Annotated in this window: 21 protein-coding genes; 14 read left to right on the top strand and 7 right to left on the bottom strand. The window is 67.4% G+C overall.

Translation table 11 applies throughout. From position 1 onward, the window contains the following. Positions 1–126: 126 nt before the first annotated feature. Together EEB19_RS17160 and EEB19_RS17155 are read left to right on the top strand one after the other, a co-directional pair. Positions 127–759 carry an RNA polymerase sigma factor gene (locus EEB19_RS17160; protein ID WP_187588456.1) on the top strand — a complete coding sequence of 211 codons (633 nt, stop codon included), beginning with the start codon at positions 127–129 and terminating at the stop codon, positions 757–759. Further along, complete coding sequence (locus tag EEB19_RS17155) at positions 752–1,219, top strand: hypothetical protein (protein ID WP_187588427.1); 468 nt, start codon at positions 752–754, stop codon at positions 1,217–1,219. The genes EEB19_RS17160 and EEB19_RS17155 overlap by 8 nt, the downstream gene beginning before the upstream one ends. Before the next feature lie 10 nt (positions 1,220–1,229). Here EEB19_RS17155 and EEB19_RS17150 read toward each other — a convergent pair whose 3' ends face one another. After that, positions 1,230–2,432, bottom strand: coding sequence for an acyl-CoA dehydrogenase family protein (locus EEB19_RS17150; RefSeq protein WP_187588425.1), 1,203 nt, complete (start codon positions 2,430–2,432; stop codon positions 1,230–1,232). Positions 2,433–3,147: 715 nt separating this feature from the next. Here EEB19_RS17150 and EEB19_RS17145 point away from each other — a divergent pair. After that, positions 3,148–4,389: an HNH endonuclease signature motif containing protein gene (locus EEB19_RS17145; protein ID WP_262365733.1), complete on the top strand. Its 1,242-nt coding sequence runs from the start codon at positions 3,148–3,150 to the stop codon at positions 4,387–4,389. Positions 4,390–4,560: 171 nt separating this feature from the next. On the opposite strand, the gene EEB19_RS17140 is transcribed toward EEB19_RS17145, so the two are convergent. Beyond that, positions 4,561–5,076 (bottom strand): hypothetical protein, encoded by a 516-nt coding sequence (locus EEB19_RS17140; RefSeq protein WP_187588423.1) that lies wholly within the window; start codon positions 5,074–5,076, stop codon positions 4,561–4,563. A gap of 186 nt (positions 5,077–5,262) precedes the next feature. Between EEB19_RS17140 and EEB19_RS17135 the strand changes: the two genes are divergently transcribed. The 5 genes from EEB19_RS17135 to EEB19_RS17115 all read left to right on the top strand — a co-directional run bounded on the left by EEB19_RS17135 (position 5,263) and on the right by EEB19_RS17115 (position 12,156). After that, on the top strand, positions 5,263–7,650 hold the full coding sequence (locus EEB19_RS17135; protein ID WP_187588421.1) for an acetyl-CoA acetyltransferase: 2,388 nt from the start codon (positions 5,263–5,265) through the stop codon (positions 7,648–7,650). Positions 7,651–7,793: 143 nt separating this feature from the next. Then, positions 7,794–9,125 (top strand): AI-2E family transporter, encoded by a 1,332-nt coding sequence (locus tag EEB19_RS17130; RefSeq protein WP_187588419.1) that lies wholly within the window; start codon positions 7,794–7,796, stop codon positions 9,123–9,125. 48 nt (positions 9,126–9,173) lie between these two features. Next, entirely contained in the window at positions 9,174–9,470 is a 297-nt protein-coding gene (locus EEB19_RS17125) for a YiaA/YiaB family inner membrane protein (RefSeq protein WP_187588417.1), read from the top strand. Between the two features lie 203 nt (positions 9,471–9,673). Next, entirely contained in the window at positions 9,674–10,909 is a 1,236-nt protein-coding gene (locus tag EEB19_RS17120) for an acyl-CoA dehydrogenase family protein (RefSeq protein ID WP_187588415.1), read from the top strand. 101 nt (positions 10,910–11,010) lie between these two features. Next, complete coding sequence (locus EEB19_RS17115; protein ID WP_187588413.1) at positions 11,011–12,156, top strand: acyl-CoA dehydrogenase family protein; 1,146 nt, start codon at positions 11,011–11,013, stop codon at positions 12,154–12,156. Here EEB19_RS17115 and EEB19_RS17110 read toward each other — a convergent pair. Continuing rightward, complete coding sequence (locus EEB19_RS17110; protein ID WP_262365732.1) at positions 12,120–12,941, bottom strand: hypothetical protein; 822 nt, start codon at positions 12,939–12,941, stop codon at positions 12,120–12,122. The two genes, EEB19_RS17115 and EEB19_RS17110, sit on opposite strands and share 37 nt — an antisense overlap. Before the next feature lie 133 nt (positions 12,942–13,074). Here EEB19_RS17110 and EEB19_RS17105 point away from each other — a divergent pair, with 133 nt between their 5' ends. Further along, complete coding sequence (locus EEB19_RS17105) at positions 13,075–16,314, top strand: BTAD domain-containing putative transcriptional regulator (RefSeq protein ID WP_262365731.1); 3,240 nt, start codon at positions 13,075–13,077, stop codon at positions 16,312–16,314. On the opposite strand, the gene EEB19_RS17100 is transcribed toward EEB19_RS17105, so the two are convergent. Continuing rightward, entirely contained in the window at positions 16,309–17,142 is an 834-nt protein-coding gene (locus EEB19_RS17100; protein ID WP_187588409.1) for an enoyl-CoA hydratase, read from the bottom strand. The genes EEB19_RS17105 and EEB19_RS17100 overlap by 6 nt on opposite strands. A gap of 14 nt (positions 17,143–17,156) precedes the next feature. Next, positions 17,157–17,801 (bottom strand): TetR/AcrR family transcriptional regulator, encoded by a 645-nt coding sequence (locus EEB19_RS17095; protein ID WP_187588407.1) that lies wholly within the window; start codon positions 17,799–17,801, stop codon positions 17,157–17,159. A gap of 106 nt (positions 17,802–17,907) precedes the next feature. Between EEB19_RS17095 and EEB19_RS17090 the strand changes: the two genes are divergently transcribed. Continuing rightward, on the top strand, positions 17,908–19,275 hold the full coding sequence (locus EEB19_RS17090) for a cytochrome P450 (protein WP_187588405.1): 1,368 nt from the start codon (positions 17,908–17,910) through the stop codon (positions 19,273–19,275). 11 nt (positions 19,276–19,286) lie between these two features. On the opposite strand, the gene EEB19_RS17085 is transcribed toward EEB19_RS17090, so the two are convergent. Next, entirely contained in the window at positions 19,287–21,590 is a 2,304-nt protein-coding gene (locus tag EEB19_RS17085; RefSeq protein WP_187588403.1) for a glycoside hydrolase family 3 C-terminal domain-containing protein, read from the bottom strand. Positions 21,591–21,701: 111 nt separating this feature from the next. On the opposite strand from EEB19_RS17085, the gene EEB19_RS17080 reads away from it, so the two are divergent. From EEB19_RS17080 to EEB19_RS17065, 4 genes are all read left to right on the top strand, one after another. Next, on the top strand, positions 21,702–24,029 hold the full coding sequence (locus EEB19_RS17080) for a carbon starvation CstA family protein (RefSeq protein WP_187588401.1): 2,328 nt from the start codon (positions 21,702–21,704) through the stop codon (positions 24,027–24,029). After that, a complete protein-coding gene (locus EEB19_RS17075) occupies positions 24,026–24,220 on the top strand; it encodes a YbdD/YjiX family protein (protein ID WP_187588399.1) in 195 nt (64 codons plus the stop codon). Before EEB19_RS17080 ends, EEB19_RS17075 begins: the two co-directional genes overlap by 4 nt. 117 nt (positions 24,221–24,337) lie before the next feature. Beyond that, the gene (locus EEB19_RS17070; RefSeq protein WP_187588397.1) at positions 24,338–24,976 is read left to right on the top strand and encodes an endonuclease; all 639 of its coding nucleotides are present in this window, start codon (positions 24,338–24,340) and stop codon (positions 24,974–24,976) included. Positions 24,977–25,252: 276 nt separating this feature from the next. Continuing rightward, positions 25,253–25,576, top strand: coding sequence for a transglycosylase family protein (locus EEB19_RS17065; RefSeq protein ID WP_187588395.1), 324 nt, complete (start codon positions 25,253–25,255; stop codon positions 25,574–25,576). Positions 25,577–25,682: 106 nt separating this feature from the next. Here EEB19_RS17065 and EEB19_RS17060 read toward each other — a convergent pair whose 3' ends face one another. After that, entirely contained in the window at positions 25,683–26,894 is a 1,212-nt protein-coding gene (locus EEB19_RS17060) for a cation:proton antiporter (protein ID WP_187588453.1), read from the bottom strand. Between the last annotated feature and the right edge of the window lie 19 nt (positions 26,895–26,913).

Genomic DNA, 26,913 nt, shown 5'->3' with positions numbered 1-26,913 from the left:
ACCCGATGCAGGTCCGTCCGGACTGCGTCGGCGAGCGGAAACGTCGCGGCGTTTCCCGTCCCGGATCGTCTGGTCCGACGCAGTCCGGACGGACCTGCATCGGGTTCGGGGATCGTCCTGTCCGAGATGTCGGACGACGAGTTGGCGGCAGCGGCAGCAGTCGGCGACAAGGAGGCGTTCGCCGTCCTGGTCACGAGGGTCTCGCCTGGCCTGCTGGGCTACCTGCGACGCATGGTCGCCGACCCGCAGACCGCCGAGGATCTCGCACAGGAGACTCTGCTACACGCGTGGAAGAGTCTGCCCGACTTCGGTTTCCGCAGTTCGTTCCGTACCTGGATGTTCGCCATCGCACATCGCCGGACGATCGACCATCGACGCCGACGTCGCGACGTCCCCACCGTCGATGACCGCTTCGTCGACCTCGCGGACCCGGCACCGCTTCCGGCCGAGCGAGCCGAACAGTCCTCGCTCGTGGAGGCCCTGCGCCAGGAATTGGCCTCGCTTCCGGAGACATCCCGTGCGGCATGGTGGCTGCGCGAGTCGGAGGGCCTGTCGCTGGACGAGATATCGCGGGTGTTGCAGATCTCCACCGGCTCGGTGCGCGGTCATCTGCAACGGAGTCGCCGCTATCTGTCGATACGGTTGGCGCCGTGGCGCCCCGGAGGTCCACCAGGACCGTCACGTGGAGGGCCGCCAGATCGCACCGAGCAGACATCCGCACGATCGACCACCCGGGGAGAGGAGCGCAGCCGTGAATGACATCTACGTCGACGACGAGCACTCCGATGAGACCGACGCCTGGCTGGTCGAGGCGAGTCGCCGCCTCGACGAACCCGACGGCGATGTCAACCGCCTGATCTCGGCGATCTCGGCGAACCTGAGCCGCGTCCGACGACCCGCACGGACTCTCTCGACCGACGTCGACGGCATTCGGGTGAGTGATCGGATCCTCAAGCAGCTCTTGTCGATCCGCGTCCGTTCCGCGGTGGGCCGACTGGTGGTGTTCGTCGCGGTCGACGGCGACGACGACGAAGTGTCGGGTATCCGCATCGGGCTGATCGCCCGCTACCAGGACGCGTTGTTGATCCGGTCCGACGAGGTACGGGACGTCGTCGGGGATGTGTTGGCGACCGCGTTGGGTGAGCGGACGACGACCACCGCACGGCACAACATCACCGTGCGGTGGCAGGACGTCTACACGCGGGAGTGGCTGACCTGAGGAGTGCGCGTCAGCGTGAGCCGGCGCTCCACGCGTAGGGCAGGTCGGCACCGTTGAGGACGTGGTCGCCGATCGCCTGCACCTTGTAGATGAGCGGGTTGTGCACCGAGATCGTGCGGGCGTTGCGCCAGTGACGGTCGAGGCGCAACGCCTCCGACGTGATCGACGCGCCACCCACCTCGAACAGCTCGGTGGTCGCGTCGAGCACCGTGCTGATGACCGCCTGCTGCGCACGTGCGACGTCGAACTCGACACGGTCGAGCAGCGCCTCGTCCTGCCCGCCCGCATCGAGCAGCTCGTCCAGTTCGGAGGCGATGTCGAGGACGAGCGTCCGCGCCGTGTACGCCGCCGCCGACAGTCGTCCTACGACCTGCTGCACCAGCGGGTCGTGACGCGGAAGGTCCGCCGCGGCGTGCGTGTAGGTGCGGGTGCGATCTCGCACCCAGGCCGCCGTGTCGTCGAGCGCACGCTGCGCGATGCCCGCGAGTACCGCGAGCTGAACGAGCTGTAAGTACGAGGTGGCGTAGGTTCGGCCGGCGACACCGTATCCGGGTCCGAGGATTCGGTCGTCGGTGACGGCGACGCCGGAGAACTCGGTCGTTCCGCTCGCGGTGAGCCGTTGTCCGAAGCCGTCCCAGTCGTCGTGCTGGGTCACCCCGTCGGCATCGGCGTCGACCAGGATCGAGACACGTTCCCCGTCTTTGTCGGCGGCCACGAGGATGTGGTCGGCGTAGAGGCTGCCGGTGCTGTAGTACTTGGTGCCGTCGAGCCGCCATTTGTCGCCGTCGGCGGTGAGCCGGGTCCGATAGCGGTCGATCGCGCCGATCCCCGGCTCGGTGATCGCGTTTCCGACGAGGGTTCCGCCGGCGACCGTGCGCAGCCACTCCTCTCGGGCCGACGGGTCGTCGGAGAGGAGTTGATCTTCGACGAACGACCAGTGCACCCGTAAAGCCTGGGGCAGATTGGATTCTGCGGCCGCGAGATCGATCAACAGGCGGAAGAGTTGACGAACCGACGCGCCGTAGCCGCCCAACTCGACCGGTACCCGGAGCGCGCCGAAGCGGACATCGTTGAGCCAGGCGACCTCGTCGTGGGCGAGTGAACGGTCGACCTCGCGGCGGACGGCGCCGTCGGCGATCCGTGCGAAGACGGGAGCGAAGATGTCGTCGAGTTCGGTGTCCGTGTACGAACTCCGGTCGGTGGTGGCGGTCACGGCAGGTCCTTTTCGTCGAAACGGGTCGTCGGCGAGCGCGGTGTCGTCGGCGAGCACAGTGTCGTCGCGCCGGGCGGCCAGGTGAACCCTTCGAACCGTGCTGAGGAAAAAGTAGGGCTGGGGTTCGGAGTGCCGCTCCCCCGGCCTCAACCGTTCTCCACCGAAGAGAAGGAGTCCCGAAAGTGGTTCTGCGCCTTGCATGAACGCATTGGCTGGCGGCGCGTGGCGATGCTCGATACCTCGCCGAGATAGTTTCCGGTTATCTCTCAGGACATCGGTGACAATTCTTTGTCAAGACATCGGTGACAGTGTGGGTGGTCTTGGTGGCGACACTTCTGCATCGATGCTCGGCCGGTGGCTGTTAATGAACCCATTGACCCTGTCGTGCGTCTAGCGATCTCGCAGTGGCCTGAGGATGCAACCCGCGGGGCGATCTCGACGTTCGGGACTGAACATGGAATATCCCGGAAGTCGTTCTACGAGTTGCGTAAACGTGCGCGGACTGACGGCCCACGCCCGCTAAGACCACACTGTCACCGATGTCCCGGTACATCACAAAAAAGTTTCGGAAATCCCTTGCGCCTCGTACATGTGTTCGATAGATTGGTGTCAGCAGGTTCAAATTGATGTGCGTGACCGCCGCACCCCTGGGTGTGGTCCCAAGAATCCGATGAGTCTCCTGCTGGCCTGATCTGTCGACTCTTGGGGGACTGCTGTGAGCATCATCGACGACATCTCTACCGCTGTCCGCGATCTTCGCCTCGACGACGAGGAATTGACCGGGCCGGGGGCCTTCGACGCGATGCGGGCGCTCCTGAGGCTGCGTAACCTGATAGATCATCACGCCGCCGTCCTGACCGCAGCGCTCGAACGACTGCGCGTGGCCACCGATCACGGGCGCACGACTCGAGAACTGTTGATCGTCATGGGATGTGCACCCGCCGTGGCCCAACGCTTCATCCGTATCGCCGGATCACTGACAGCACTGCCGACATTGGCCGCCCACGCCGCCGACGGCGTCCTCTCCGGAGAACATGCTGACGCCATCGTCCGCGGTATCGAGCACATCGGGAAAAGATCACCGGAACCGATCGACGACACCCAACGTCTAAACCATGTGACAGATCTTCTCGGACAACACTTCTCCGGCGCCACCCCCGCCGAAATCGTCGACCGCGCCCGCACCCTGGGCAACCTCGTCGCCGACGACACTCCCGGCGGCGTGCCTGCCGCGGAAGACCGCACCATCAACACGCTCACGAAGAGTAAGACCACAGACGGACGCATCCATGTCGAGGCCGACCTCGATGTCGAAGTCGGCGAGAAGTTCCAGGCCGCCATGGAACGCCACGGTGCACCCCGTCCCGAACCCGACGGCTCCCCCGATGCCCGTTCCACCGAACGACGCCTCGCCGACGCATTAGAGACCATCCTCGACATCGCCGCCACCGGCGGAAATGACGCGACCATGGTTCCGAGAACCCATGTGCTGCTGACCATCCCCGCCGACAGCCCCAAAGAATCGTCCCTCGAATACATGGGATCGATCACCCGCGCCACGATGAACCGACTGGCCTGTGACCCGACCATCACACCACTACTCGTCGACGGCGAAACCGTGCCCCTCGACGTCGGCAGAGACAAACGCCTGTTCACCCCCGCCCAACGCAAAGCTCTCTATATCCGCGACCGATGCTGCATCAAGTGTGGTGCGCCCGCAGAACGCTGTCATGCCCACCACATCGACCACTGGAGCCAAGGCGGCGACACGTGCCTGGAGAACGGCTGCCTGCTGTGCCCGTCGTGTCACGCCGACATCCACCACAACGGCTGGGACGTGTTCATCGGCGCCGACCACCACCCCTGGCTGACACCACCGACCACCGTCGACCCCGAGCAACGAGCGTTACCCAGTTACAGCAGACGCACCATGACCCTCGACGCCGTCGCCGCCTGACCCCATAACCGACTCTCCACACCGACCACAATCTCGCACCCGGCCACGCCGGGACCGCATCCGTACCTTGACAACTCCACAGTGTGATACGGGCGATCCTCTACCGACCGAACGCGGAAGCAAGGCAACACTTCTGCGTTCGGTCGGTGGATCGGCGATCCGCGCGAGTGATCAATCGACGACAGGGCCGGCATCGCGGACCTTGTCGACGGTCTCCATCGCGTCCCGAAGCTCCGTCAGCCACGAATCCGTATGCTGCCCGACCAGTTTCACGCACCAGGACAACGCATCCGCGCGACTACGGGCCACGCCCGCGGCGACGAGGGTGTCGAGAACCTGCCGCTGAGGTTGGCGCAGACGGGTCATGACCGGCACCGCGAGGTGAGTGAACAATTGTGAGGACTCGCCACATCGGATGCCCCAGGCGACTTTTCGGTCAAAACGGTGCTCGGCTTCTCGCGCGACCTCGATCCTCTGGTCTCGGGTCGACTCGCGGAACCTGGCGATTCTGCCCGCCTCGGCCTGACGTCGAGCAGTGTCATCAGCCCCCTCGTCGAGATCCGGCGGCGAGATCGTTCCGATGACCGTGATCTCCTCCCTGTCCACCTGCACCTCCGGCGCTGCGACGAACAGGCCGTCGGGTAACCGGCCGGCCAGCCAACCGGCCACTGAATCGTTGTCGCTCATCAGACGCTCCTTCGTGATTACTTGTAATCATTCTTACCACGCAAGTTGTCGGCCGGAGACGAAATGCAACATGTTCGGGGGCGGTGTACGCCGCAGTGGCACCGGATGACTTAATGGAGCCAGCACGATGCCATCGACGAATGGTGAGATCGAACCTCGCCCGACTGTCTCCCGGAAAGGTCAACAATGCCGAGATCCGTCCCGCTGTCCCAGCTTCCGGCGAGTACGCCGATCATCGTCGGTGTCGGACAGGCATCCGAACGATTGGGCGATCCCGATTATCGGGCGCTGGCGGAGGTCGACCTCGCCACACTCGCCGTCGAGACCGCACTGGGAGACAGCGGTATCGTGCTACCCAGCATCGCGGCCGAGATCGACACGATCGTGGGTGTGCGAACGTTCGAGGAGTCGAGCCCGCTGTCCACCTCACCGCTCGGCCGGCCGGACAACATGCCCCGTGCGGTCGCCAAGCAGATCGGCCTCGACCCCGCTCGGGCAGTGCTGGGTGTCACCGGCGGGCAGAGCCCACAGAGTCTCCTGACCGAGTTCGCCGGCGAGATCCAGGCGGGCCGCAGCAACGGCGCCGTCCTGTTCGGCGCCGAGGTGATGTCGACGGTCCGACATCTCATGTCGGCCGTGGACCCTGCCGAGCGTCCCGACCATTCCGAGCAGGTCGGCGGCCAGCTGGAGGATCGTGGTTTCGCGATCGGCGGATTGACGTCGCACCAAGAGGCACGACATGGGCTCATTGCGCCATTGGCCCAGTACGCGGTGCTCGAGAATGCTCGACGCCACCGCCTCGGGCTCGGTCGCGATGAGTATGCCCGGGCGATGGGCGAACTCTTCGCGCCTCTGTCGACGGTCGCGGCCGACAATCCCCACGCGGCTGCGCCGACGGCGCGCACCGTCGAGGAACTGATCACCACCAATCAGGAGAACCGGGTCGTCGCCGACCCGTTCACGCGCCTGCTCGTCGCCCGCGATCAGGTGAACCAGGCGGCGGCCGTGGTCGTCATGTCGGTCGGCCTCGCCCGAGAACTGGGCATCCACGCGTCTCGCTGGGTGTTCCTGCACGGACATGCCGACACCCGTGAGCAGACCCTGATGAAGCGACCGGATCTCAGTCGCGCCCCCGGGGGCGCCGCCGCCGTTCGCCATGCCCTCGACGTCGCCGACGTCACGCTCGACGACATCACGTTCATCGACATCTACAGCTGCTTCCCCATCGCCGTCTCCAACGTCATCGATCCACTCGGTGTGGCACCCGACGACCCGCGCGGTCTCACCTTGACCGGCGGACTGCCGTTCTTCGGTGGTCCGGGGAACAACTACTCGATGCATGCCATTGCCGAGGCGGTCGAGCGCACCCGCGCCAACACCGATGCGTACGCATTGGTCGTGGCCAACGGCGGAATCCTCAGCAAGACCTCGGTCGGCGTCTACAGTTCCCGGCCCGCCCTGTGGAGCGACGGCGACTCCGCGGGTGTCCAAGAGGAACTCGACACCGCGCCGGCCGTATCGACCAGCGACTACGCCGACGGACCGGCCACCCTCGAGACGTTCACCGTCCTGCCCGGCAAGGACGGAGCGCGGCGGGCGATCGTCATCGGGCGACTGCGGGACCAGAGCCGATTCGTCGCCACCGTCGGCAGCGACGACGACGCCATGTTCGATCTCCTGGCCACAAATGATCCGATCGGCTCCGACATCTACGTCCGGTCGTCGTCCCGCGGCAACCGGGTCTATACGAGTCGCGCGGCGATGGTGCACCGGCACCCACCGACCGAGCCGGTCTTCCGCGACCGATACGACCACGTCGCGATCCGCCGCGAGAACCACGTGCTGGAGGTGACGATCAACCGGCCGGACGCACGAAATGCGTTGCACCCGGCCGCAAACGCCGAGCTGGATGACATCTTCGACGCATATTTCGCCGACCCTGGTCTCTGGGTCGCGATCCTCACCGGCGCCGGGGACAAGGCGTTCTCGGCGGGCAACGATCTCGCGCAGACGACCGGCGCGGGGCTGGAGGTCCCGAAGAACGGGTTCGCCGGCCTCACCTCCCGACGACACAAGCCGAAACCGGTGATCGCGGCAGTCAACGGTTACGCACTCGGTGGAGGCTGCGAGATCGCGATGGCATGTCACATCATCGTCGCCGACGAACATGCCACGTTCGGCCTGCCCGAGGTCCGCGTCGGACTCGCGGCAGTGGCCGGCGGTCTCGTGCGACTGCCCGCCGCGGTGGGCGGTGCTCTGGCGCGCGACATGATCCTGACCGGACGCCGCATCGACGCGACCGAGGCGATGACCGCGGGTCTCGTCAGCCGGGTCGCGCCGGCCGGCGAGGTGATGGCCCTTGCGCGCGCAGTAGCCGACGACATCCTCGCCGGTTCGCCGACATCGGTGCGTGAATCGCTGCGCGCCATGGACGCCGCCGGGACGATCCCCGACGAGATCGACGCCATCGAGGAGACCTTCGGCGCCCTCGACTCGCTCCTCGTCAGCCAGGACACCATCGAAGGCATCACCGCGTTCGTGTCGAAGCGGTCGCCGCGTTGGACCGGTCGCTGAGCGCCCGACCCACCACCCGATCTGGATGAGCCCGCCGACCGGCAGTCGGCGGTACGATCAGCGCGACCTGACGGCAGCCTGTGCACCGAAGAGCGGTCGGGTCGTCGATCGACGATTCACGGTCTGGACGAGAGGTACACCGAATGGCGGTCGAGCAGACGGCGCCCGAGCAGACAGGGTCTGGACAGTCACGGCCTGACCCGCAGCCGGGCTGGGCGATTCCACGCGGAACGATCGTGCTCCTCACGATCGCCGGTCTGATCGTCACCGTCGGCGGCATGAAGGCGGTGTCCGGTCTCGTCGGTCCGGTGTTCCTGGCGCTGATGCTCACGGTGGCCGTGCAACCGATCCCCGCATGGCTGCGTCGCAAGGGTCTGCCGACGTGGCTCGCCTTCGTCGCGACCCTGCTCGCGGTATACGGAATCCTGTTAGGGCTGTTCGGATCTCTGGCGTTCTCGGTCGCTCGGCTCGCCACGATCCTTCCGGAGTACTCGGACAAGTTCCAGTCGATGATCGACAGTTTCCAGAAGTTCCTCACCGATCACGGGGTCAGCCAGGATCAGGTCCATCAGGCGATCTCCCACATGGACCCCAGCAAAGCCATCGGCTACGTGTCCGAGGTGCTGGAGAGCACGCTGTCGGTCGCGTCGGCACTGATCCTTGTCCTGACCGTGCTGTTGTTCATGTCGGCGGATGCCATCTCCTTCGACAAGCGCATCGGCGTGCTGCGTGACCAACGTCCCGACATCGCAGCGGCATTCAGCAACTTCGCGCGCGGCACACGCAGCTATCTGCTGGTCTCGACGGTCTTCGGGCTGATCGTGGCCGTTTTCGACACCGGCTTCCTCTGGTTGATCGGTGTGCCTCTGCCCGTCCTGTGGGGTCTGCTGTCGTTCATCACCAACTACATCCCCAACATCGGCTTCGTGATCGGTCTGATCCCGCCGGCGATCCTGGCACTCCTCGACGGCGGCGCGGGTCAGATGCTGTTGGTCATCGTCGTGTACAGCGTGATCAATGTGATCATCCAGTCGGTGATCCAGCCAAAGTTCGTCGGTGATGCCGTCGGACTCTCGACCACGCTCACCTTTCTGTCACTTGTGTTCTGGGCCTGGGTGATCGGTCCGCTGGGCGCGATCCTCGCGGTGCCGTTGACCCTGATGTCGAAGGCCCTGTTGATCGACATCGATCCCGCCACCCGCTGGGCCGACGTGCTGCTCGCGTCGTCGGCACCGAAGGACCAGACGTCCGCGACCGCGGGCCCCGAGGAGCCTCTCCCCCGGGATCCGGTTCCCGCCGTCGACGCCGGCCCTCCCGCTCCGGCACCAACCGTGAACAACGCCGAGCCGAGTGCGTCCGATCCCACTGCGTCCGATCCCACTGCGTCCGAGACGACAGCCTCCGAACCGCCGGCATCGGATTCCGGAGAGCAACCGCCGACCGAGGATTCCGGCGGGTCTACTCAGAGCACCTGAGTAATCGCACGCATCCGTAGGCGGACGCGGGCTGGGACCGTGATGGGCATGACCACACCGAACGACACGCCCCAGACCCCGACCACCGCCGCGTTCTTCCTCCAGGCCGCGATCGCCTTCGCCGTCAGCCTGGCGACCGCGGTCATCGGCATCCTCTATCTGCCGATCGACCCCTGGCAACGGGGGTTCCTCGGCATCACGCTGCTGTTCCTCACCTCGAGCACCTTCACCCTCGCGAAGGTCGTCCGCGATCGCCAGGAACAGACCACTGTCCGCGCGCGTCTCGACGAGGCGCGCATGGACAAGATCATGGCCGAGCACGATCCGTTCAACCGCGTCGCGTGAGTCGCCCCCCCGGGTGCCCGTCAACTGCCCTGACCAGCGCGCATCGCCCGGATCGTCGGTCCACCGCACACGTGGGCTCCGACGATCCGGGCATCCGACTTTTCTCCACCGGGTGACCTGCAGTACATTTTCAGCGCGAACATATATTTGATACGCGGCCGTCGTCGGGGTCGGATCGCGATGCAGAGAGGGGTGAGGGCTCGATGGACATGACCTGGTCGGACGCCGACATCGCATTCCGCGACGAAGTGCGCGAGTTTCTCGAGGCGAACCTGACCCCCGAGCTCCGGGCCGCGGGACGGTTACGCACGAGCGTCTACGCCGATCACGAGGCGTCGATGAAGTGGCAGGCCATCCTGCACGAACGAGGATGGGCGGCGCCCGCCTGGCCGGTGGAGTACGGCGGTTGCGACTGGTCGCAGGCCCAGCACTACATCTTCAGCCGTGAGTCGATCCTCGCGGGTGCACCCGCTCTGTCCCCCATGGGAATCCGGATGGTGTCCCACGCGATCATGGCGTTCGGCACGCAGGAGCAGAAGGACCACTTCCTGCCCGGCATCCTCGACGGCAGCGTGTTCTTCTGCCAGGGATACTCCGAGCCCGAGGCGGGTTCGGACCTCGCCTCGCTGTCGATGGCGGCCGTCAGCGACGGCGACGACTTCGTGGTCACCGGCAGCAAGATCTGGACCACCCATGCCGCAGAGGCGAACTGGATCTTCTGCCTGGTCCGTACCTCGCGACAGGAGCGCAAGCAGCAGGGCATCACCTTCCTGTTGATCGACATGCGCTCGCCGGGCATCGAGATCCAGAACCTGGTGATGGCCTCGGGCGAACAGATCCAGGCACAGGTCTTCTTCGACGGCGTGCGCGTTCCCAAGGCCAACGTGCTCGGCACGATCGACGAGGGTTGGACGGTCGCGAAGTACCTGCTGATCTTCGAGCGCGGCGGCGGTGCGGCGGCCCCCGCGCTGCAGGTCATGTGCGAGAACATCGCCGAGCGCGCCGCCGGCGTGACCGGCCCGTCGGGCGTACCGCTGAACGAGGAGCCCGCTTTCGCAGCCAAACTGGCGGATGCCCGCGTGCGTGCCAAGATCCTCGAGGTGCTCGAGTACCGGGCGCTCGCCGCGCTCGGTACGGCATCGGAGGCCGGATCGATCGCATCGATGCTCAAGATCCTCGGCACCGAGCTGAGCCAGAAGATCACCGAACTCGACCTCGAGGCGGCCGGTGTCCATGGCCGCGTCTATCAGCCGCACGCCGCTGCTCCCGGCGGTCCGATCGCCCAGTACGAACCCCCCGCCGACGGATATGTCAGTGGCGAGGCATGGCAAGCGGTCGCTCCGCTGCACTACATGAACGATCGCGCCGGCTCGATCTACGCGGGTAGCAACGAGATCCAGCGCAACATCCTCGCCAAGGCAGCACTGGGCCTGGGCTGAGGCTCTTCGCCATGCGCAGCCACCACCCGGCCGGCCGAGACATCGCCATCTGAGCCACCTGCATCTGAGACATCGCCACCTGAGACATCGGAAGAACCCACATGGACTTCACCCTCACCCCTGAACAGCAACTCCTCCGCGACGGGCTCACCAAATTCCTCGGCGCCCGGTACGACCTCAACACCAGCCGCGAGGCGGCCAAGGTCGGCGCCGGATGGCAACCGGAGATCTGGCGTGCCTTCGCCGAGGATCTCGGTGTTATCGGCGCCTGCCTGCCGGAATCGGTCGGCGGCGCCGACGGCGGGCCCGAGGAGCTGATGGTCGTCACCGAGGCACTCGGATACGCACTGGTCGTCGAACCGTTTGTCGATTCGGTCGTGCTCGGCGCCCGCCTCCTCGAGCGCACGAAGCACGAGCGCGCGCTCGCCGTCGCCGAGAAGATCGCCGAGGGCGCCGCACTGTCCGCCCTCGCCACCGTCGAGGACGGCTCGGGTGGCCTGCTCAACCACGTTGCAACACGCGCCGAACGCGATGGCGATGGGTGGATCCTGAACGGCGCCAAGGCAGTCGTGACGACCGCGCCGATCGCGGATCATCTCATCATCAGCGCCCGCACGTCGGGTGACGTCCGCGACCGCGACGGCGTGTCGCTGTTCCTCCTGGACCTCGGCGATGCCGCCCCGGACGGCCTGACGATGCATCCGGTCCGCACCATCGACGACCGCCGCGCAGCAGATCTCGAGTTCACCGATCTGCGACTCGACGCCGACGCCCTCATCGGACCAGAGGGCGACGCCCTGCCACTCCTCGAGCAGGCCTGGGACGAGGCCACCGCCGCGGTGGTGTCCGAGGCGGTCGGCGCGATGCGCAAGGTGTTCGCCGACACCGTCGAGTACGCCAAGCAACGTCAGCAGTTCGGCCAGGCCATCGGCAGCTTCCAGGCCCTGCAGCATCGCATGGTCGACATGTACATCGAACTCGAGCAGGCCGTCGCCGCGCAGTATTTCGCTGTACTCACGCTCGACGCCGCACCGACCGAGCGGGCGGCCGCGGTGTCCGCGGCGAAGGCGACGGTGAGCCGGGCAGCGCGGTTCATCGGTCAGAACGCGGTGCAGCTGCACGGCGGTATGGGGATGACCGAAGAACTGGCGATCGGCCACTTCTTCCGACGGCTCACCGCGATCGAGTACGAGTTCGGCTCTGCCGACGCTCATCTCGCCCGGTACGCAGCGGCGACGCGGGGCTGAGACCGTTCGTCGCCTCGGCGTGCGCCGCTGTGCCGGTGGCGGATCATCAGCACGCCGATGGCGATCACCGCGATTCCTCGGGGAGCCTCGTAGATGAACCCGGAGATGCCCTCGACCGCGGGGATCGGGACCATGAACCCGACCATGCCGATCACCGTCAGCACACCGATCCACAACGGCACGCAGCGGTGGCGGATCAGGCTGGCACCCAACAGGCCCATGCCGCCGAGCATCACCAGTCCGCCGATCGTGTTGAGCATCGCGAACTCCGCGGTGCCCAGCATCGTGTCGTCATCGGCGATGAGGCCGGCCGTTGACGGGTTGTGGGCGAACGGGTACGCGACAAACAGTTCGACGGTCAGATGACCGGCCGCGGTGACGAGGTTGCCGACCATGTAGGCGACGAGGCCCACCAGGCCGACGATCCCGATGCGCGGCGCGAGCCACGCGTACATGACCGGTAGGCCCAGCAGGAGCAGCGTCGTGCCGACGGCGAGCAGGATCTGCGCCCACGGTGCGCCGGCCCCGTGCAGCGCCGCGACCGAATGTGCATCACCGTCGACGATCGGGTGCAGCGTGCCGCCGACGATGCAGGCGAGCCCGCCGATCGTCAGCGCGGCGCCGCCCAGTCGGCGCAGAGCGTCCCATGGCGGTGAACGGAACGGTCCGGGCCCGGCATCGGTGATGTCGCCGGCGGTCAGGTCCGCGGCGAGGATGGGATCGGCGCCGATCTCGGCGTCGGAGGCGGGTTGATCCGGGCGGGTCGATCGAGTTGTCTCTGTCATGTCCCACACGCTCGTCGGCCGTGCTGGTGTTAGCCTTGTGCGCGACTGGTGCGCTCTTCGTGGCCACCATCAGACCAGGTCAAGACGGTTCGTGCGCGCGATCGACGACCGGCGGAGTGATCGGACGGCACGCGTGGGATCACCCGAGACTCACCTCTCGATCCGGGTTCTGGGCCCACTCGCGGTGACGGCTGCCGACGGGTCACCGATCTCGATGACCGCGCGCAAACATGCCGAACTGCTGACGATCCTGACGACCGAACGCAGCGCAGTCTCCGCCGAGCGGGTCGCCGACCTCCTCTGGCGTGGCGCTCCGCCGCCGTCGGCCGCGAGCACCCTGCAGGGCTACATCTCGCGTCTGCGCAAGCTCCTCGGCCCCACCGGTCGCGTCCGGATCGACACCGTGGCGGCCGGCTATGTCCTTCGGTGCGACGGCGCCGCGACCGACCTCGACCTCGTCGACCGGCTCGGGCAGGAAGGGCTCGAACAGGTGCGGACAGACCCCGCGGCCGGCGCTCAGCTGCTGTGCCGCGCGCTCGATCTGTGGCGAGGTGACCCGCTGCCGGAGATCGCCGACATCGCCGACTTCGCTCCCGAACTGGTACGCCTCGACGAGATGCGCTCGGACCTCACCGAGACCGCTGCCGATGCCCTCCGCGCCGTCGGCGAGCAGCGCCGCGCGATCGGATTGCTGACTCCCCACTGCCATCGGAACCCCTACCGCGAGGGTGCCGCCCGATCTCTGGCCCGCGCGTTGCACAGCGACGGCCGTACGGCGGATGCTCTGTCTGTCCTGCGTCGGCTCCGACAGGCCCTGTCGGACGAACTCGGACTCGACCCCGGGCCCGCCACGACCGCCCTGGAGTCCGAACTGCTCGGGTCCGTACCGCAGGTTCCGTCCGGAGGTACGCCGAAGCCGTTCGGCCGCACTCTGTTCGGCCGTTCGGGCGAGATCGACATGCTCGGGCGGGTATGGGCGACCGGCGTGGACCGTCCGGCCGGCGCCGTACTCGTCGGCCCAGCGGGAATCGGGAAGACCACCCTCATCGAGGATTTCGTCTCGCAGCACGAGGTGCCACCGCGTCGCTTCATCGGCAGACCCGGTCGAACAGGTGCACCTTTTGACGCGCTCGCGCAGATGTTCGGCGACGGGCCGCGCACCGTGGAGACCCCGGCGATCACGATCGGCGATGTGACATCCAGCATCTGGTCGGACATCTCCGAGTACGGACGCGCGGTCCTGATCCTCGACGACCTCGACTGGCTCGACGCTGACTCGGCCCAGATGCTGGCCGGCTCCGTGGCGATCACCTCGGGTCCGGTGACCGTCTTCGCCACCTGCCGGTCGGCCGGCGCCGAAGCGGTGAGCGTGATCCGGTCGGCACTGAATCGTCACTCACCGGTCGCCGAGATCGGCGTCCCGGGTCTCGCATCCGACGACATCCGCGAGGTGATCGCGGACCGGCTTCGTACGATCGGGGTACCACCCTCGGTCGACGCGGCGTCGATCGCCGAGCAATCCCTCGGCAATCCCCTTCTCGCCGTGACGTTGTGCGACGCTGCCCGTCTGGGCCGGTCACTCGACACGACGTCGGTACCCGCACTGATCCGGGCGCAGGTGGACAGCCTGACCCGAGGCGCGCGTGATGCGCTCGACCTCCTGGCAGCGGCCGGGGGTGGGCTGCCGGCCGATGTCCTCGACCAGGCGATCGGTCCGTCCTCCGCCACGACCGTGGTCGACGAGTTGCGGGCGACGGGTACCGCGGAGCGTGCCGACGACGCCGTCCTCCTGGTCCACCGGGTCGTGCAGGACGTCGTGCTCGCCGACCTGTCGAGAACAGACCGTCTCGCCGTCCACGCCCGGCTCGCCGACGCGTTCGTGACCGTGCGCCCGCGGGATCTCGAATCCCGTGCCGTGCATCTGTCCTCGAGCGCCGTCGACGAGCCGACGTCGCGGCGTGCGGCAGATGGGTGTCTGGCTGCCGCATCGGAAGCGCTCGACGACTCCGCCGACCACCGTGCACTCGAGCTGGCCAGCCGTGGACTGTCCGTCACACACCAGGACGACACGATCGCGGTCGGCCTGCATCGGGTCGCGGGCACCGCCGCGACGCGTATCGGCGACTTCGACTCGGCCACCGAGTCGTTCGACGCCGCAGCACGGATCAGTCGTGGGCACGCCGACTGGCAGGAACTGGCCGAGACCGCACTGCTCTCGGCGCCGCACGGGGTCGCCGGGTATTGGTCGGGATTCGGTGTGGTGTTCTCGGCTCACGTTCGTCTCGTCCGAGAAGCACTGTCGCACAGCGACACGGTGAGGCCCCCGACGGTGGCGCGACTCCACGCGGGTGAGGCCGCACGACTCACCGTGCTCGGGGCGCCGGGAGCCGACGATCATCTGAGCGCAGCGAGAGTCGCCGCGGGCGGCGGGCTCGAGGACTACGAGATCGCGTTGGCCGACTTCCTCGTCCGCTGGGAACCTGCGCTGGTCGAGGAGCGCCGAACGATCGCCGGCGAGTTGGTCGACAGGTGGGCCGGCGATATCGACCGGCAGGCCACCGCGCTGCATCTGCAGCGTGTGTGCGCACTCGAGGCGGGCGATCTGCGCATGGCCCGACGAACCTCCGCCGAGTTCGCGCGGCTCGTCGCGCGAAGGCCCGGCGGTGACCTCGACACCATGCAGGTCTGGTGGCAGGTGATGCTCGCCCTCCTCCGCGGTGATTACGAGACCAGCGCCTCGCTGACCGATCGATTCGCCACGACGGTCGGTGCGCTGTCGGACCGTGCCCGGCTCCTCGCCGAGGCGTCGGTGGCGACGAGCCGCTCGATCGAAGCCTGGCACCGTGGCGAACTTGCGTCGATGCTGCCCACCTTCGACACCCTCGTCGACGAGATCGACGACGACTTCGCCTTGGTGATCGCACTCGGCGCCGCCGAGGCCGGAGACCATGAGCGAGCCCTGCGCATGGCCACCGAGCTCACCGCTGATGCTGACGGCTGGACGGGATCACGGGTCGTCGCCCGGGTCCCACTGCTGATCGAGACACTCCATGCCGTCTCCCTCAATCCGGACACCGCTGCGAGTGCAGCCGAGATCTGTTCGCGGATCGAGCATCTCGTCGCTTCATGGTCGTCCGGTCTGATCGTCCAGTGGCCCGGTCTGGTGTGCCTGGGACCGGCGGTGCTGTATCGCGGCACCGCACGGCAGATCCTCGGTGACGACGGAGCCGGCGACCTACGCGCGGCGGTTCGGCTCGCCCGGGACGTCGGGGCGCTGCCGTATCAGCGGCGCGCCGAAAGGCGACTGGCCGCGATCACGTCGTCGGGCACGGAGTCCACACCGTCGGGCGGGACACCACGCCGCGGGTCATGAGTCGGTCCAGACCGGCGGCCGCTTCTGCAGGAACGCGCTCATGCCCTCCTGGGCATCGCAGGTGATCGCGTTCTGCGACATCGTCTCCTGCATCAACTGATATGCGTCGCGTTCGGCGAGATCGATCTGCTCATAGAAGGCCCGCTTGCCGATGGCCAGCGTCGACGCACTCGATGCCGCGATGCGGCAGGCGAGATCGCGAACGACATCGGTGAGGTCGTCGTCGTCGACGACGTCGTTGATCAGCCCCCAGTCGGCGGCGGTCGCGGCATCGATGGGGTCCCCGGTGAGGAGCATCGCCATCGCCCGCTTCCGCCCGATCGCCCGGGTCAGCGCCACCATCGGAGTCGAACAGAACAGCCCGATCCGGACGCCCGGGGTGCTGAATCGGGCCGATCGACCGGCGACCGCGAGGTCACAGGTGGCGACCAGTTGGCACCCGGCCGCGAACGCGATTCCGGCGACCTCGGCGATCACCGGCACCGCGACTGCGTGGACGGCGGCCATGAGGTCGGTACAGGCGGCGAACACGGCCCGCTCGTCGTCCAGAGTGCGATCGACCAACTCGCCGAGATCGTGACCGGCGGAGAACGCCGGGCCCATCGCACGGATGATCACCACACGGACGTCCGGGTCGGCGTCGAGCCGGCCCAACCCGTCCGCGACGGCACGCATCGTGGTGGTCGACAACGGATTCCGACGCCGGGCGGCCGTGAGGGTGATGATCCCCAGCGGGTGGTCGGTCGCCACTTCCACCCACTCCTCGGCCTGCGCATCGGGGCTGCCCGCGGGTGGCACATCCGGACGCTGTGACACGTGCTGCGACATGGTGTGGACCTCCGTCAACTCTGGATGTTCGCGCCGATGAGGGCCACACACGCCGACACGGCGGGCTCGACGATCGTGTACAGCGATCGCTTCTCCTCGACCGCGGACGCGGCCAGTTCACGTATGCCACCCCAGATCATGACCGCGGTCGCATGGCTCATCGGGCTGATCCCGGCAGCCCGCATGGCCGGTGAGTCCGTCAGCGGCACGAGTACCTCGATCAGCGATTCCATGGCGTCGACCTGGACCTGACGTGCCGAGTGCCCCAACGCGGGCAACTCGCGGATCCAACTCCAGGTGATCTCCGGATGCCGCTCGGTGACCCCGACGTACGCCTCGACCGCCTGGCGGATCTGCTCCGTCCACGCAGCCTCACGATCCACTCCGTCCGCGATGGCGGCGATCATCGAGTCGTTGGCCGAACGCAACAGCTCGACGAAGCACGCCTGTTTGTCGGTGAACTCCTGATAGAACGACCTCCGCGACGTCCGGGCGACGCGCACGACATCGGCGACGGTGGTCTCGCGATATCCGCGTTGCATCAGACAGGTGGCCATCGCGTCGAGGAGACGCTCACGCACTCCCCCGGTGGGCGGGGCCACCGACGACCCCGCCCGCTCCCCGGCGGAGACTCCGTCGGACACGGCTGCATCGGGCATCCCACAACGATACGACGCGAGAACCTTGCCGAGCCCTGGTACGCAGGCGTACCGTCGAGGTGGTACGAAGCTGTACCACCGATCCGGCCCGGGAAGGGGGTGCGGTATGAGCACCGCACAGCCGATCGACACCACCGATGACGACCGCACCGACGACGCCAGATCAACCACCCGAGACCACCAGGCGCACCTCCCGCCCGGTCCCCGACTGCCGGCCCTCCTCCAGGGCGTGGCATTCGTGGCGCGCCGACGCCAGACGATCGCGGCCCTGCGCGCCCGATACGGCAACGCCTTCACCATCGGTGTCCCACTCTTCGGCCGCGTCGTCCTCATCGCCGACCCGACGATGGCCCGACAGTTGTTCACCACGCCGACCGATCAGGTGAACAATGTCCGACCGAACCTCGGCCGCATCCTGGGCGACGGTTCGGTCTTCGCCCTCGAGGGCACCGATCACCGCCGGCGACGCAAGCTCCTGACGCCGCCACTGCACGGCAAGAGGATCGCCGCATACGAGGCGATCGTCGAGGAGGAGTTCGAGAACGAGTCGAGGAACTGGCCGTCCGGGACGCCGTTCCCGACGCTGGAACCGATGAATCGCGTGACTCTCAACGTGATCCTGCGGACGGTGTTCGGCGCCGAGGGCGGCGCGCTCGACACGTTGCGGGAGATCATCCCGCCGATGGTCACCGTCGGCTCTCGTCTCGCCACCATCCCCGACATCGGCGTCTCGTTCGGTCGCCTCGATCCGCGACGACAGTTCGTCGCCCGACGCGCGACCTACGACGCCACGATCGCCCAACTGATCGCACGGGCCCGCGCCGACGATTGCCTCGACGAGCGCGGTGACATCCTGGCGTTGATGCTGCAGAGCCGATATGACGACGGCACCGCGATGACCGACTCCGAGATCGCCGACGAACTGCTGACCCTTCTCGTCGCCGGACACGAGACGACGGCCACCACCCTGGCGTGGGCGATCGAACGCCTGCAGCGCAGCCCGCACGCGCTGGCCGAGCTGACCGCGGAGGTCGATGCCGGCGGCAGCGACTACCGCCACGCGACGATCATGGAGGTCCAGCGGAGTCGACCGGTGATCGACTTCGCCGGACGTCACGTCGTCGCCGAGTCGGTGGAGCTGGGTCCCTACCGAATCCCCAAAGGCTGCAACATCTTCGTCGCGATTTCACTGCTACACGACGACAGCGCCCAGTTCCGCGACCCGGAGCGGTTCGATCCGACCCGATTTCTCGGTACGCCACCGTCGGCGGCGTGGCTGCCGTTCGGCGGCGGCACCCGACGATGCATCGGCGCCGCGTTCGCCCAGATGGAGATGGACGTGGTGCTACGAACCCTGCTGCGCGACTTCACCATCCAGCCGAGTACGGCGCGCGACGAGGCGTGGCACTCGCGTGGGGTCGCCTACGCTCCGCGTCGCGGCGGGATGGTCACGGTCCGGCGTCGAACGCCCTGACGCGCACCACATCACGCCAGTTCGGCGAGGACCGAGTCGGCGTCCAGACCCAACATCGGCGCCACCCGGCCGAGCGGGAACGACGACACCATCATCAGCATCGTCGGATCGAGGTCGTCGACCCCCATCGTCGCGGCGATGCGTGCCCGGAGTCGCGGGCCCGCGGTGGGGTGATCGAGGATCTCACCCAACGTCGACGACGGGTTGAGCGGTTGGTCACGCGCATCGCCGGCGATCCGCACCGTCGTCGTCAGGCGGATGTCGCGACTCGATGCGCCGACCTCGACACGGTGGTCGCCACCTTCGACAACCCAGTCGTCGACCGACCGGTCCCAGTAGGCGAGTTCGCTTCTCGGCACGTCGACGGCGATCCGCCTGCTCTCGGCGGGCTCCAGATCGGCGATCCCGATGCCCGCCAGCTCACGCGGTGCACGCGCGACCGCCGAGGAGACGTGCCCGATGTAGACCTGTGCGACCGCCCGCCCCGGTCGATCGCCGGTGTTGCGGACCGTCATCTCGACCCGCACACCGTCGTCGGTGGTGTCCACCCGGAGATCGGCGAACTCGAAGGTGGTGTAGGACAAGCCGTGTCCGAACGGGTATCGCACGGTGAGCCTGCGGGCGTCATACCAGCGGTAGCCCACGAAAACCCCCTCGCCGTAGCGCACATGGAGGTGCTCGTCACCGAAGTCCAGGAATGCGGGGCTGTCCTCGAGGCGCATCGGGATCGTCTCGGCGAGACGACCCGACGGGTCGGCCAGACCGTAGAGGATGTCGGCGATCGCGCCGCCGCCGGCCTGTCCGAGCAGCCACGCCTCCAGGATCGCCGGCGCCGTGTCCACTTCGGCGAGGTCGACGACACCCCCGTTGGACACCACCACGACGGTGCGTGGATTGGCCTCGAGAACCCGGACCACCAGATCGATCTGCGGGGCGGGCAGAGCCCAGTCGGTCCGGTCGAAGCCCTCGGACTCGTCGTCGTCGCCGAGCCCGACGAACACCACCGCGACATCGGCACGACGCGCGGCCGCGACAGCCTCGTCGACCAGACGCGGATCGGGTTCCGTTGCGCCGATGAGGAATCCGGGCGCGAACTCGATCGTGTCCGCGTCCGCGATCTCGGCCATCTCGTCGAGCGCGACGTCGACCCGGAACGGATTGATCCGTGAACTGCCGCCACCCTGGATGCGCGGCGTCCGAGCGAACTCACCGATGACGGCCACCGACGTCGACGGCGACAGCGGCAGGAGCGCACCGGCTGCGTCGACCTCGTCGTTGCGCAGCAACACCGCACATCGGCGTGCCACGTCGCGGGCCAGTCGGTGGTGGGCATCGCGGTCGTAGGAGGCGTCGGGATCGGCCGCCTGGGCGGACGCGAGCGCGAGCTCGACGACGCGGGTCGCCGACTCGTCGAGCAGCTCCGCAGGGACGCGTCCGTCGGCGACGGCATCGCGCACCGCACCGGGTCCGATGTCCCCGCTCGAGGGCATCTCGAGGTCCAGACCCGCCGCGAGAGCCGCGACCCGGTCGTCGACGGCCATCCAGTCGGACACCACCAGGCCGTCGAAATCCCATCGGTCGCGCAGGGTCTCGGTCAACAGCCACGCATTCTGGGTCGCGTAGACGCCGTTGATCTTGTTGTAGGCCGCCATGACCGTCCACGGCTGTTCGGTCCGGACGATGTGCTCGAACGCGCGGAGGTAGATCTCGTGCAGGGGGCGGTCGTCGACGTCGGCACTGACCCGGAGCCGTTCGTGTTCCTGGTTGTTGACGGCGAAATGCTTGACCGACGTACCGATCCCGTGCCGCTGCACACCCCGCACCAGGGCCGCCCCGATCCGGCCGGTGAGAAACGGATCCTCGGAAAGGTACTCGAAGTTCCGGCCGCCCAGCGGTGACCTCTTGATGTTGATCCCCGGGCCGAGGATCACCCCCACACCCTCGGCGACGCACTCGGTCCCGATCGCGTCACCGACGAGTTCGACCAGATCCGGGTCAAAGGACGACGCCATCGCCACTGCCGGCGGAAAACACACGGCTGCAACGGAATCGTTCAGTCCCAGCGCATCCGCGTCCCCACTCTGCTTGCGGATCCCATGCGGGCCGTCGGTCATCATCACCGACTCGACTCCGGCATCGGGCAGCCCGACCGTATGCCAGAACGAGGCCCCCGACGTCAGGGAGGCCTTCTCCGCGACGGTGCATCCGGCGACGATCTCCTGTGCGCGCCGCCGATGCCCGATCGGTCCATCGAGCGCGATCGGCGCCCGCCCATCACGTTCGTCTGGACCACCCGAGGGCGCAGTGCTCGACATACCGCCCAGACTGCCGGAGGGTTCGTCTCGTTTCAATGTCCCCCACGTCCCTGCCGAGAGGCGAGATGTATAGTGACGCGGGCCACACTCGCCACGAGGAAGGTTGCGCTGATGACGATTACCGACGAACGCGCGGGCGACCCGAACATCGAGTTCGTCAGAACCGACCCGGATGCACCACCTGTGGCGATCATCGACCGCTCCCCGATGACCACGCCGAAGAAGATCCTCTTCGCGGTGATCGGTCTGATCGGCGCCATTTCATGGGCGATCGTCGCCTTCGTCCGCGGGGAGACGGTGAACGCGGTCTGGTTCGTCCTCGCCGCGGTCTGCACCTACGTCATCGCCTACCGGTTCTACGCCCGGTTGATCGAGATGAAGGTCGTCAAGCCGCGCGACGACCACGCGACGCCGGCCGAGGTCCTCGACAACTCGCGCGACTACATGCCCACCGACCGTCGGGTGCTCTTCGGTCATCACTTCGCGGCGATCGCCGGGGCCGGACCGCTCGTCGGCCCCGTGCTGGCCGCCCAGATGGGTTATCTGCCGGGCACCATCTGGATCATCGTCGGTGCCGTCCTCGCCGGATGTGTGCAGGACTACCTGGTGCTGTCGATCTCGACGCGGCGTCGCGGGCGCAGTCTGGGTCAGATGGCGCGCGACGAACTCGGTGCCGTCGGCGGGACGGCGGCCATCGTCGCGGTCTTCGTCATCATGATCATCCTGATCGCCGTGCTCGCGCTCGTCGTCGTCAACGCGCTGGCCGAGAGTCCGTGGGGCGTGTTCTCCATCGCGATGACCATTCCCATCGCACTCTTCATGGGCGTCTACCTGCGATACCTGCGGCCGGGCCGGGTCTCCGAGGTCTCCGCGATCGGCGTCGTCCTGCTGCTCGCCGCGATCGTCGCGGGACGCTATGTCGGTGAATCATCGTGGGGGCACGACTGGTTCAGCCTGTCGCCGGTCTTTCTCAGCTGGGCGATCATCATCTACGGCATCGCCGCCGCCGTCCTCCCGGTGTGGTTGCTGCTCGCTCCGCGCGATTACCTGTCGACCTTCATGAAGGTCGGCACCATCGTGTTGCTCGCACTCGGGATCCTGCTGGTCCGCCCGGTCATGCAGGCACCGGCGGTCAGTGACTTCGCCTGGAACGGTCAGGGCCCCGCCTTCGCCGGCGCACTCTTCCCGTTCTTGTTCATCACCATCGCCTGCGGCGCGCTCTCCGGATTCCACTCCCTCATCGCCTCGGGGACCACCCCGAAGATGCTCGCGAAGGAGGGCCAGGCCCGGATCATCGGCTACGGCGGCATGCTCACCGAATCGTTCGTCGCGATCATGGCACTCATCACGGCGTGCATCCTCGATCAGCACCTCTACTTCGGCATGAACGCGCCGAAGGCGGTCACCGGCGGTACGCCGGAGGGCGCAGCCGACTACGTCAACGGCCTGGGCCTGTCGGGTCCGCCGGTGTCCGGGGAGTACTTCCAGCAGGCGGCCGACGGAGTCGAGGAGGCGTCGATCGTCTCGAAGACCGGCGGCGCGCCCACACTTGCGATGGGCATGGCCGACACACTGCAGGACGCGATCGGCGGCGAATCGCTGCGGTCCTTCTGGTATCACTTCGCGATCATGTTCGAGGCACTGTTCATCCTGACCACGGTCGACGCCGGCACCCGCGTGGCGCGGTTCATGCTGTCGGACGGGATCGGCAACCTGCCCGGCGCCAAGCGTTTCAAGGATCCGTCGTGGCGTCCGGGCGCCTGGTTGTGCACGTTGCTCGTCTGCGCCGGGTGGGGTTCGATCCTGCTGATGGGTGTGACCGACCCGCTGGGCGGCATCAACACCTTGTTCCCGCTCTTCGGCATCGCCAACCAGCTCCTCGCCGCGGTCGCGCTGACCGTGGTGACCGTCGTGCTGGTCAAACGCGGACAGGTCAAGTGGGCGTGGGTCTCCGGTATTCCCCTCGTGTGGGACCTGATCGTCACGATGTCGGCCTCGTGGCAGAAGATCTTCTCCAGCAATCCGTCCATCGGTTACTGGGCGCAGCACCGGGCGTTCGTCGACGCCCGGGATCAGGGTCTCACCACCTTCAAGACGGCCAAGACCGCCGACGAGATCGACGCCGTCATCCGGAACACCTTCATCCAGGGCACCCTGTCGATCATCTTCGCCGTGCTGGTGCTGATCGTCGCCGTGGTCGGCGCGTACATCTGCGTGCAGGCGATCCGCAAGCGCGGTCTGCCGACGACCGAGGACGAACCGGTTCCGTCACACATCTTCGGACCGAAGGGGTTGATCGCCACACCTGCGGAGAAGCAGGTTCAGCGAGAGTGGGACGAATACGAGGCGAGCAGAGCGGACCTCGCCGGAGCGACGTCGGCCCCGGGCGCGGGCACCGATGACGGGCCGGCGGGCGGATCCGATACGAGGTCACCATGATCGACGGTCTGCGACGGGGCGTGGCCGCGGTGTCCTGGTACGTGGGCAGCGTGATGGGAGACCACGACTACCGCCGCTATGTGGAGCACCGGGCACGGACGCATCCGGGCGAGCCGATGCTGTCCGAGCGCGACTACTGGCGCAACCGCTATGCCGACCAGGATCGCAATCCGGGGGCCCGCTGCTGTTGACAGTCACCGCCATCGCGCCGGGACACCGGGATTGATCGTCTCGTCGTCGGGTACCCCCGGGTTCCGACTGCGGTCGAGGCGCAACTCCTCGGCCGCCCCGACGACGAGAGGAACCCGGTGAGCACCCGAGCCCAGCAGAGAACCGCCACGGCACTTGTCGAGCGCGCAGGGCGTACCTACGCCGACGAGGCCGGGATCACGCTCAAGGACACCCCGTCACCGTTGTTCGAACTTCTGGTGCTGTCGCTGCTGCTGAGCACCCGCATCTCGGCCGACATCGCGGTCGCGGCGGCACGCGAACTGTTCACCTCCGACCACCGGACGCCGCAGAAGATGGCCGATGCGTCGTGGCAGGACCTCGTGGACGCACTCGGGCGAGGACACTACGTCCGCTACGACGAGAGCACGGCCACCCGGCTCGGTGACGCCGCCCGACGGGTCCTGGACGAGTATCACGGGGACCTGCGTGAGCTGGCGGACCGATCCGGGCACGACACCGCGCAGGCGGCGGGCCTCCTGCAGGAGTTCACCGGCATCGGCCCGGTCGGGGCCGACGTGTTCCTGCGCGAGGTACAGGACGTCTGGACCTGGGTCTCGCCCTACTTCGACGAGCGGGCCCTGACGGCGGCGTCCGACCTCGGCCTGCCCGACACTCCCGCGGAGTTGGGCAGCCTCGCCGACGGCCGGCCCGCAGTCCTCGCCGCGGCCCTCGTGCGTGCCTCCCTCGACGACGGACTCCGTGCCGAACTGGCCTGATCCACCACCGGCGTCGTCCGGCCCGAAGCAGTGATCCACTGCACACGAAATGTGTGTCCTTCGTCACCATAATAGGAATTGCGAAAAGCGCGACATCTACGGCGGAATTGCGTGATGCGCAGGCAATTCACAGGAATGATATCGCTGTTATCCACACGTGATAGCAATACCGCAGGTCATCGATGTGACGTGACCTTTCCGTTATCAGCTTGTACGGTCGCCACCGGTCCGAAGATCAGCTGCCCAGCCCGCTACGGGGCGGCGATAGGAGGAACGATGACCATCAGCATGAAGAAGCTCGCAGTGCGCGCCGGACTCGTCGGCGCGATGACCCTGGCCCCGCTCGCAGCGTTCGCCGGAACCGCATCGGCGGCCGGCAACTGGGACGCCGTCGCACAGTGCGAGAGCGGTGGCAACTGGTCCACCAACACCGGCAACGGGTTCTACGGCGGCCTGCAGTTCACGCAGAGCACCTGGGAGGCCAACGGCGGCAGCGGCAACCCGGCCAACGCCTCGCGTGAAGAGCAGATCCGCGTCGCCGAGAACGTGCTCGCGACCCAGGGTCCGGGCGCGTGGCCGGTCTGCGGCTCCAACCTCTGAGTCGGTTCACCGACACCGGCGGACGCCGGGCCCTCGCGTCAGTACTGACGCGTCGGCCCGGCGTTCGTCGTCTGTGCCCCTCTATGCGCCGTTGCGGCCGCGGACGTCAGGCACGGACCGTCCCGGCGCGCGAACCGATCAGGCGCGCGATCATCGGGAACAACAACACCGTCGTGGCGCCCGCCGCGACCAGAGTCGATGCCAGATCGTTCGACATCAGTCCGGCCTCGGTCGCGAACTGCGTCACCGCCACGATGATGGGGAGCCCGGTGGCTGCGTAGAGCGCCAACTGGACGCGCTCGGGCTCAGCCGACAGGTTCGCCCCGTGCGAGACGAACCTCTCGCTGAGCCACACCGGTAGCCCGCGCGCGACGGCGATGCCGACGACGAGCACCACCCACATCAACGGATGGCCGATCACGGCGTCCACATCGATCCCCATCCCCGAGGTCACGAAGAAGATCGGGATGAACACGCCGTAGCCGATGACATCCAGCGAACCGCCCATCTGCGGATGTTCGGGACCGATCAGCCTGCGCAGGATCGCCCCGGCCGCGAACGCTCCCAGGACGACGTCGAGCCCGAACTCCGCGGCGACGGCCATCAGCGCCAGCAACAGCAACAGGACGATCCGGACCGGCAACTGCGTCGTCCCGCCACCCATGCCGGCCAACGCACGACCGAGTCCGGGGATGTTCGTCAACATTCGCTGTGGCACGAGCCAGATCAAGACCGCCGCGACGACGAAGAGCGCGACGACCACGAGAGCGGCTCCCACACTCCGGCTCGTCAGCAGCAGCGACATCGCCAGGATCGGACCGAGCTCACCGACCGCACCGTTGGCCATCACCGCTCGGCCCAGCGGCTTGTCCAGGAGACCGAGCTGTTTGATGATCGGCAGGAGCGTGCCCAGAGCCGTCGACGTGACGGCGATGGCGACCGCGATCCGCGCGGTGAAATCCGCCGTCGACGCGATCAGCGTGACGATTCCCAGGGCGAGAGCCAGACTCGCCACCCACGTCAAGCGCGCAACGCGCCCGGACCTGCCCCCGAGCAGCTTCGGGTCGAGCTCGTAACCGGCCAGCAGGAACAGCATCCCGAGGCCGAGTTGCCCGAGGAGTTCCAGCGCGTCCGGATCCGCCCAGTCCAGCAGGAACGGTCCGAGGACCATTCCGAACACGAGCAGCACCACCACATCGGGCACGTAACCGCGCAACGCCTTGGCGAGAATCGGCGAGAGCGCCACGGCCAGTGTGACCCAGAACAGCGAGATGATCGCGGTGTCCGGCGCCGTCGTGGCCTCGGCGAGCAGCAGCATTCGGACATCTTCACACACC

It is taken from the genome of Gordonia sp. OPL2, from assembly GCF_003797825.1.
Classification (GTDB): Bacteria; Actinomycetota; Actinomycetes; order Mycobacteriales; family Mycobacteriaceae; genus Gordonia.
Note: the sequence above shows the minus strand (reverse complement) of the source record. Positions and strands in the feature narration are given on the sequence as shown.

Coding starts and splice junctions, on each gene's coding strand:
- EEB19_RS17160 (WP_187588456.1), top strand. CDS start 127: ATGTCGGACGACGAGTTGGCGGCAGCGGCAGCAGTCGGCGACAAGGAG.
- EEB19_RS17140 (WP_187588423.1), bottom strand. CDS start 5,076: ATGAGCGACAACGATTCAGTGGCCGGTTGGCTGGCCGGCCGGTTACCC.
- EEB19_RS17135 (WP_187588421.1), top strand. CDS start 5,263: ATGCCGAGATCCGTCCCGCTGTCCCAGCTTCCGGCGAGTACGCCGATC.
- EEB19_RS17130 (WP_187588419.1), top strand. CDS start 7,794: ATGGCGGTCGAGCAGACGGCGCCCGAGCAGACAGGGTCTGGACAGTCA.
- EEB19_RS17125 (WP_187588417.1), top strand. CDS start 9,174: ATGACCACACCGAACGACACGCCCCAGACCCCGACCACCGCCGCGTTC.
- EEB19_RS17120 (WP_187588415.1), top strand. CDS start 9,674: ATGGACATGACCTGGTCGGACGCCGACATCGCATTCCGCGACGAAGTG.
- EEB19_RS17115 (WP_187588413.1), top strand. CDS start 11,011: ATGGACTTCACCCTCACCCCTGAACAGCAACTCCTCCGCGACGGGCTC.
- EEB19_RS17110 (WP_262365732.1), bottom strand. CDS start 12,941: ATGACAGAGACAACTCGATCGACCCGCCCGGATCAACCCGCCTCCGAC.
- EEB19_RS17100 (WP_187588409.1), bottom strand. CDS start 17,142: ATGTCGCAGCACGTGTCACAGCGTCCGGATGTGCCACCCGCGGGCAGC.
- EEB19_RS17095 (WP_187588407.1), bottom strand. CDS start 17,801: ATGCCCGATGCAGCCGTGTCCGACGGAGTCTCCGCCGGGGAGCGGGCG.
- EEB19_RS17090 (WP_187588405.1), top strand. CDS start 17,908: ATGAGCACCGCACAGCCGATCGACACCACCGATGACGACCGCACCGAC.
- EEB19_RS17085 (WP_187588403.1), bottom strand. CDS start 21,590: ATGTCGAGCACTGCGCCCTCGGGTGGTCCAGACGAACGTGATGGGCGG.
- EEB19_RS17080 (WP_187588401.1), top strand. CDS start 21,702: ATGACGATTACCGACGAACGCGCGGGCGACCCGAACATCGAGTTCGTC.
- EEB19_RS17075 (WP_187588399.1), top strand. CDS start 24,026: ATGATCGACGGTCTGCGACGGGGCGTGGCCGCGGTGTCCTGGTACGTG.
- EEB19_RS17065 (WP_187588395.1), top strand. CDS start 25,253: ATGACCATCAGCATGAAGAAGCTCGCAGTGCGCGCCGGACTCGTCGGC.
- EEB19_RS17060 (WP_187588453.1), bottom strand. CDS start 26,894: ATGCTGCTGCTCGCCGAGGCCACGACGGCGCCGGACACCGCGATCATC.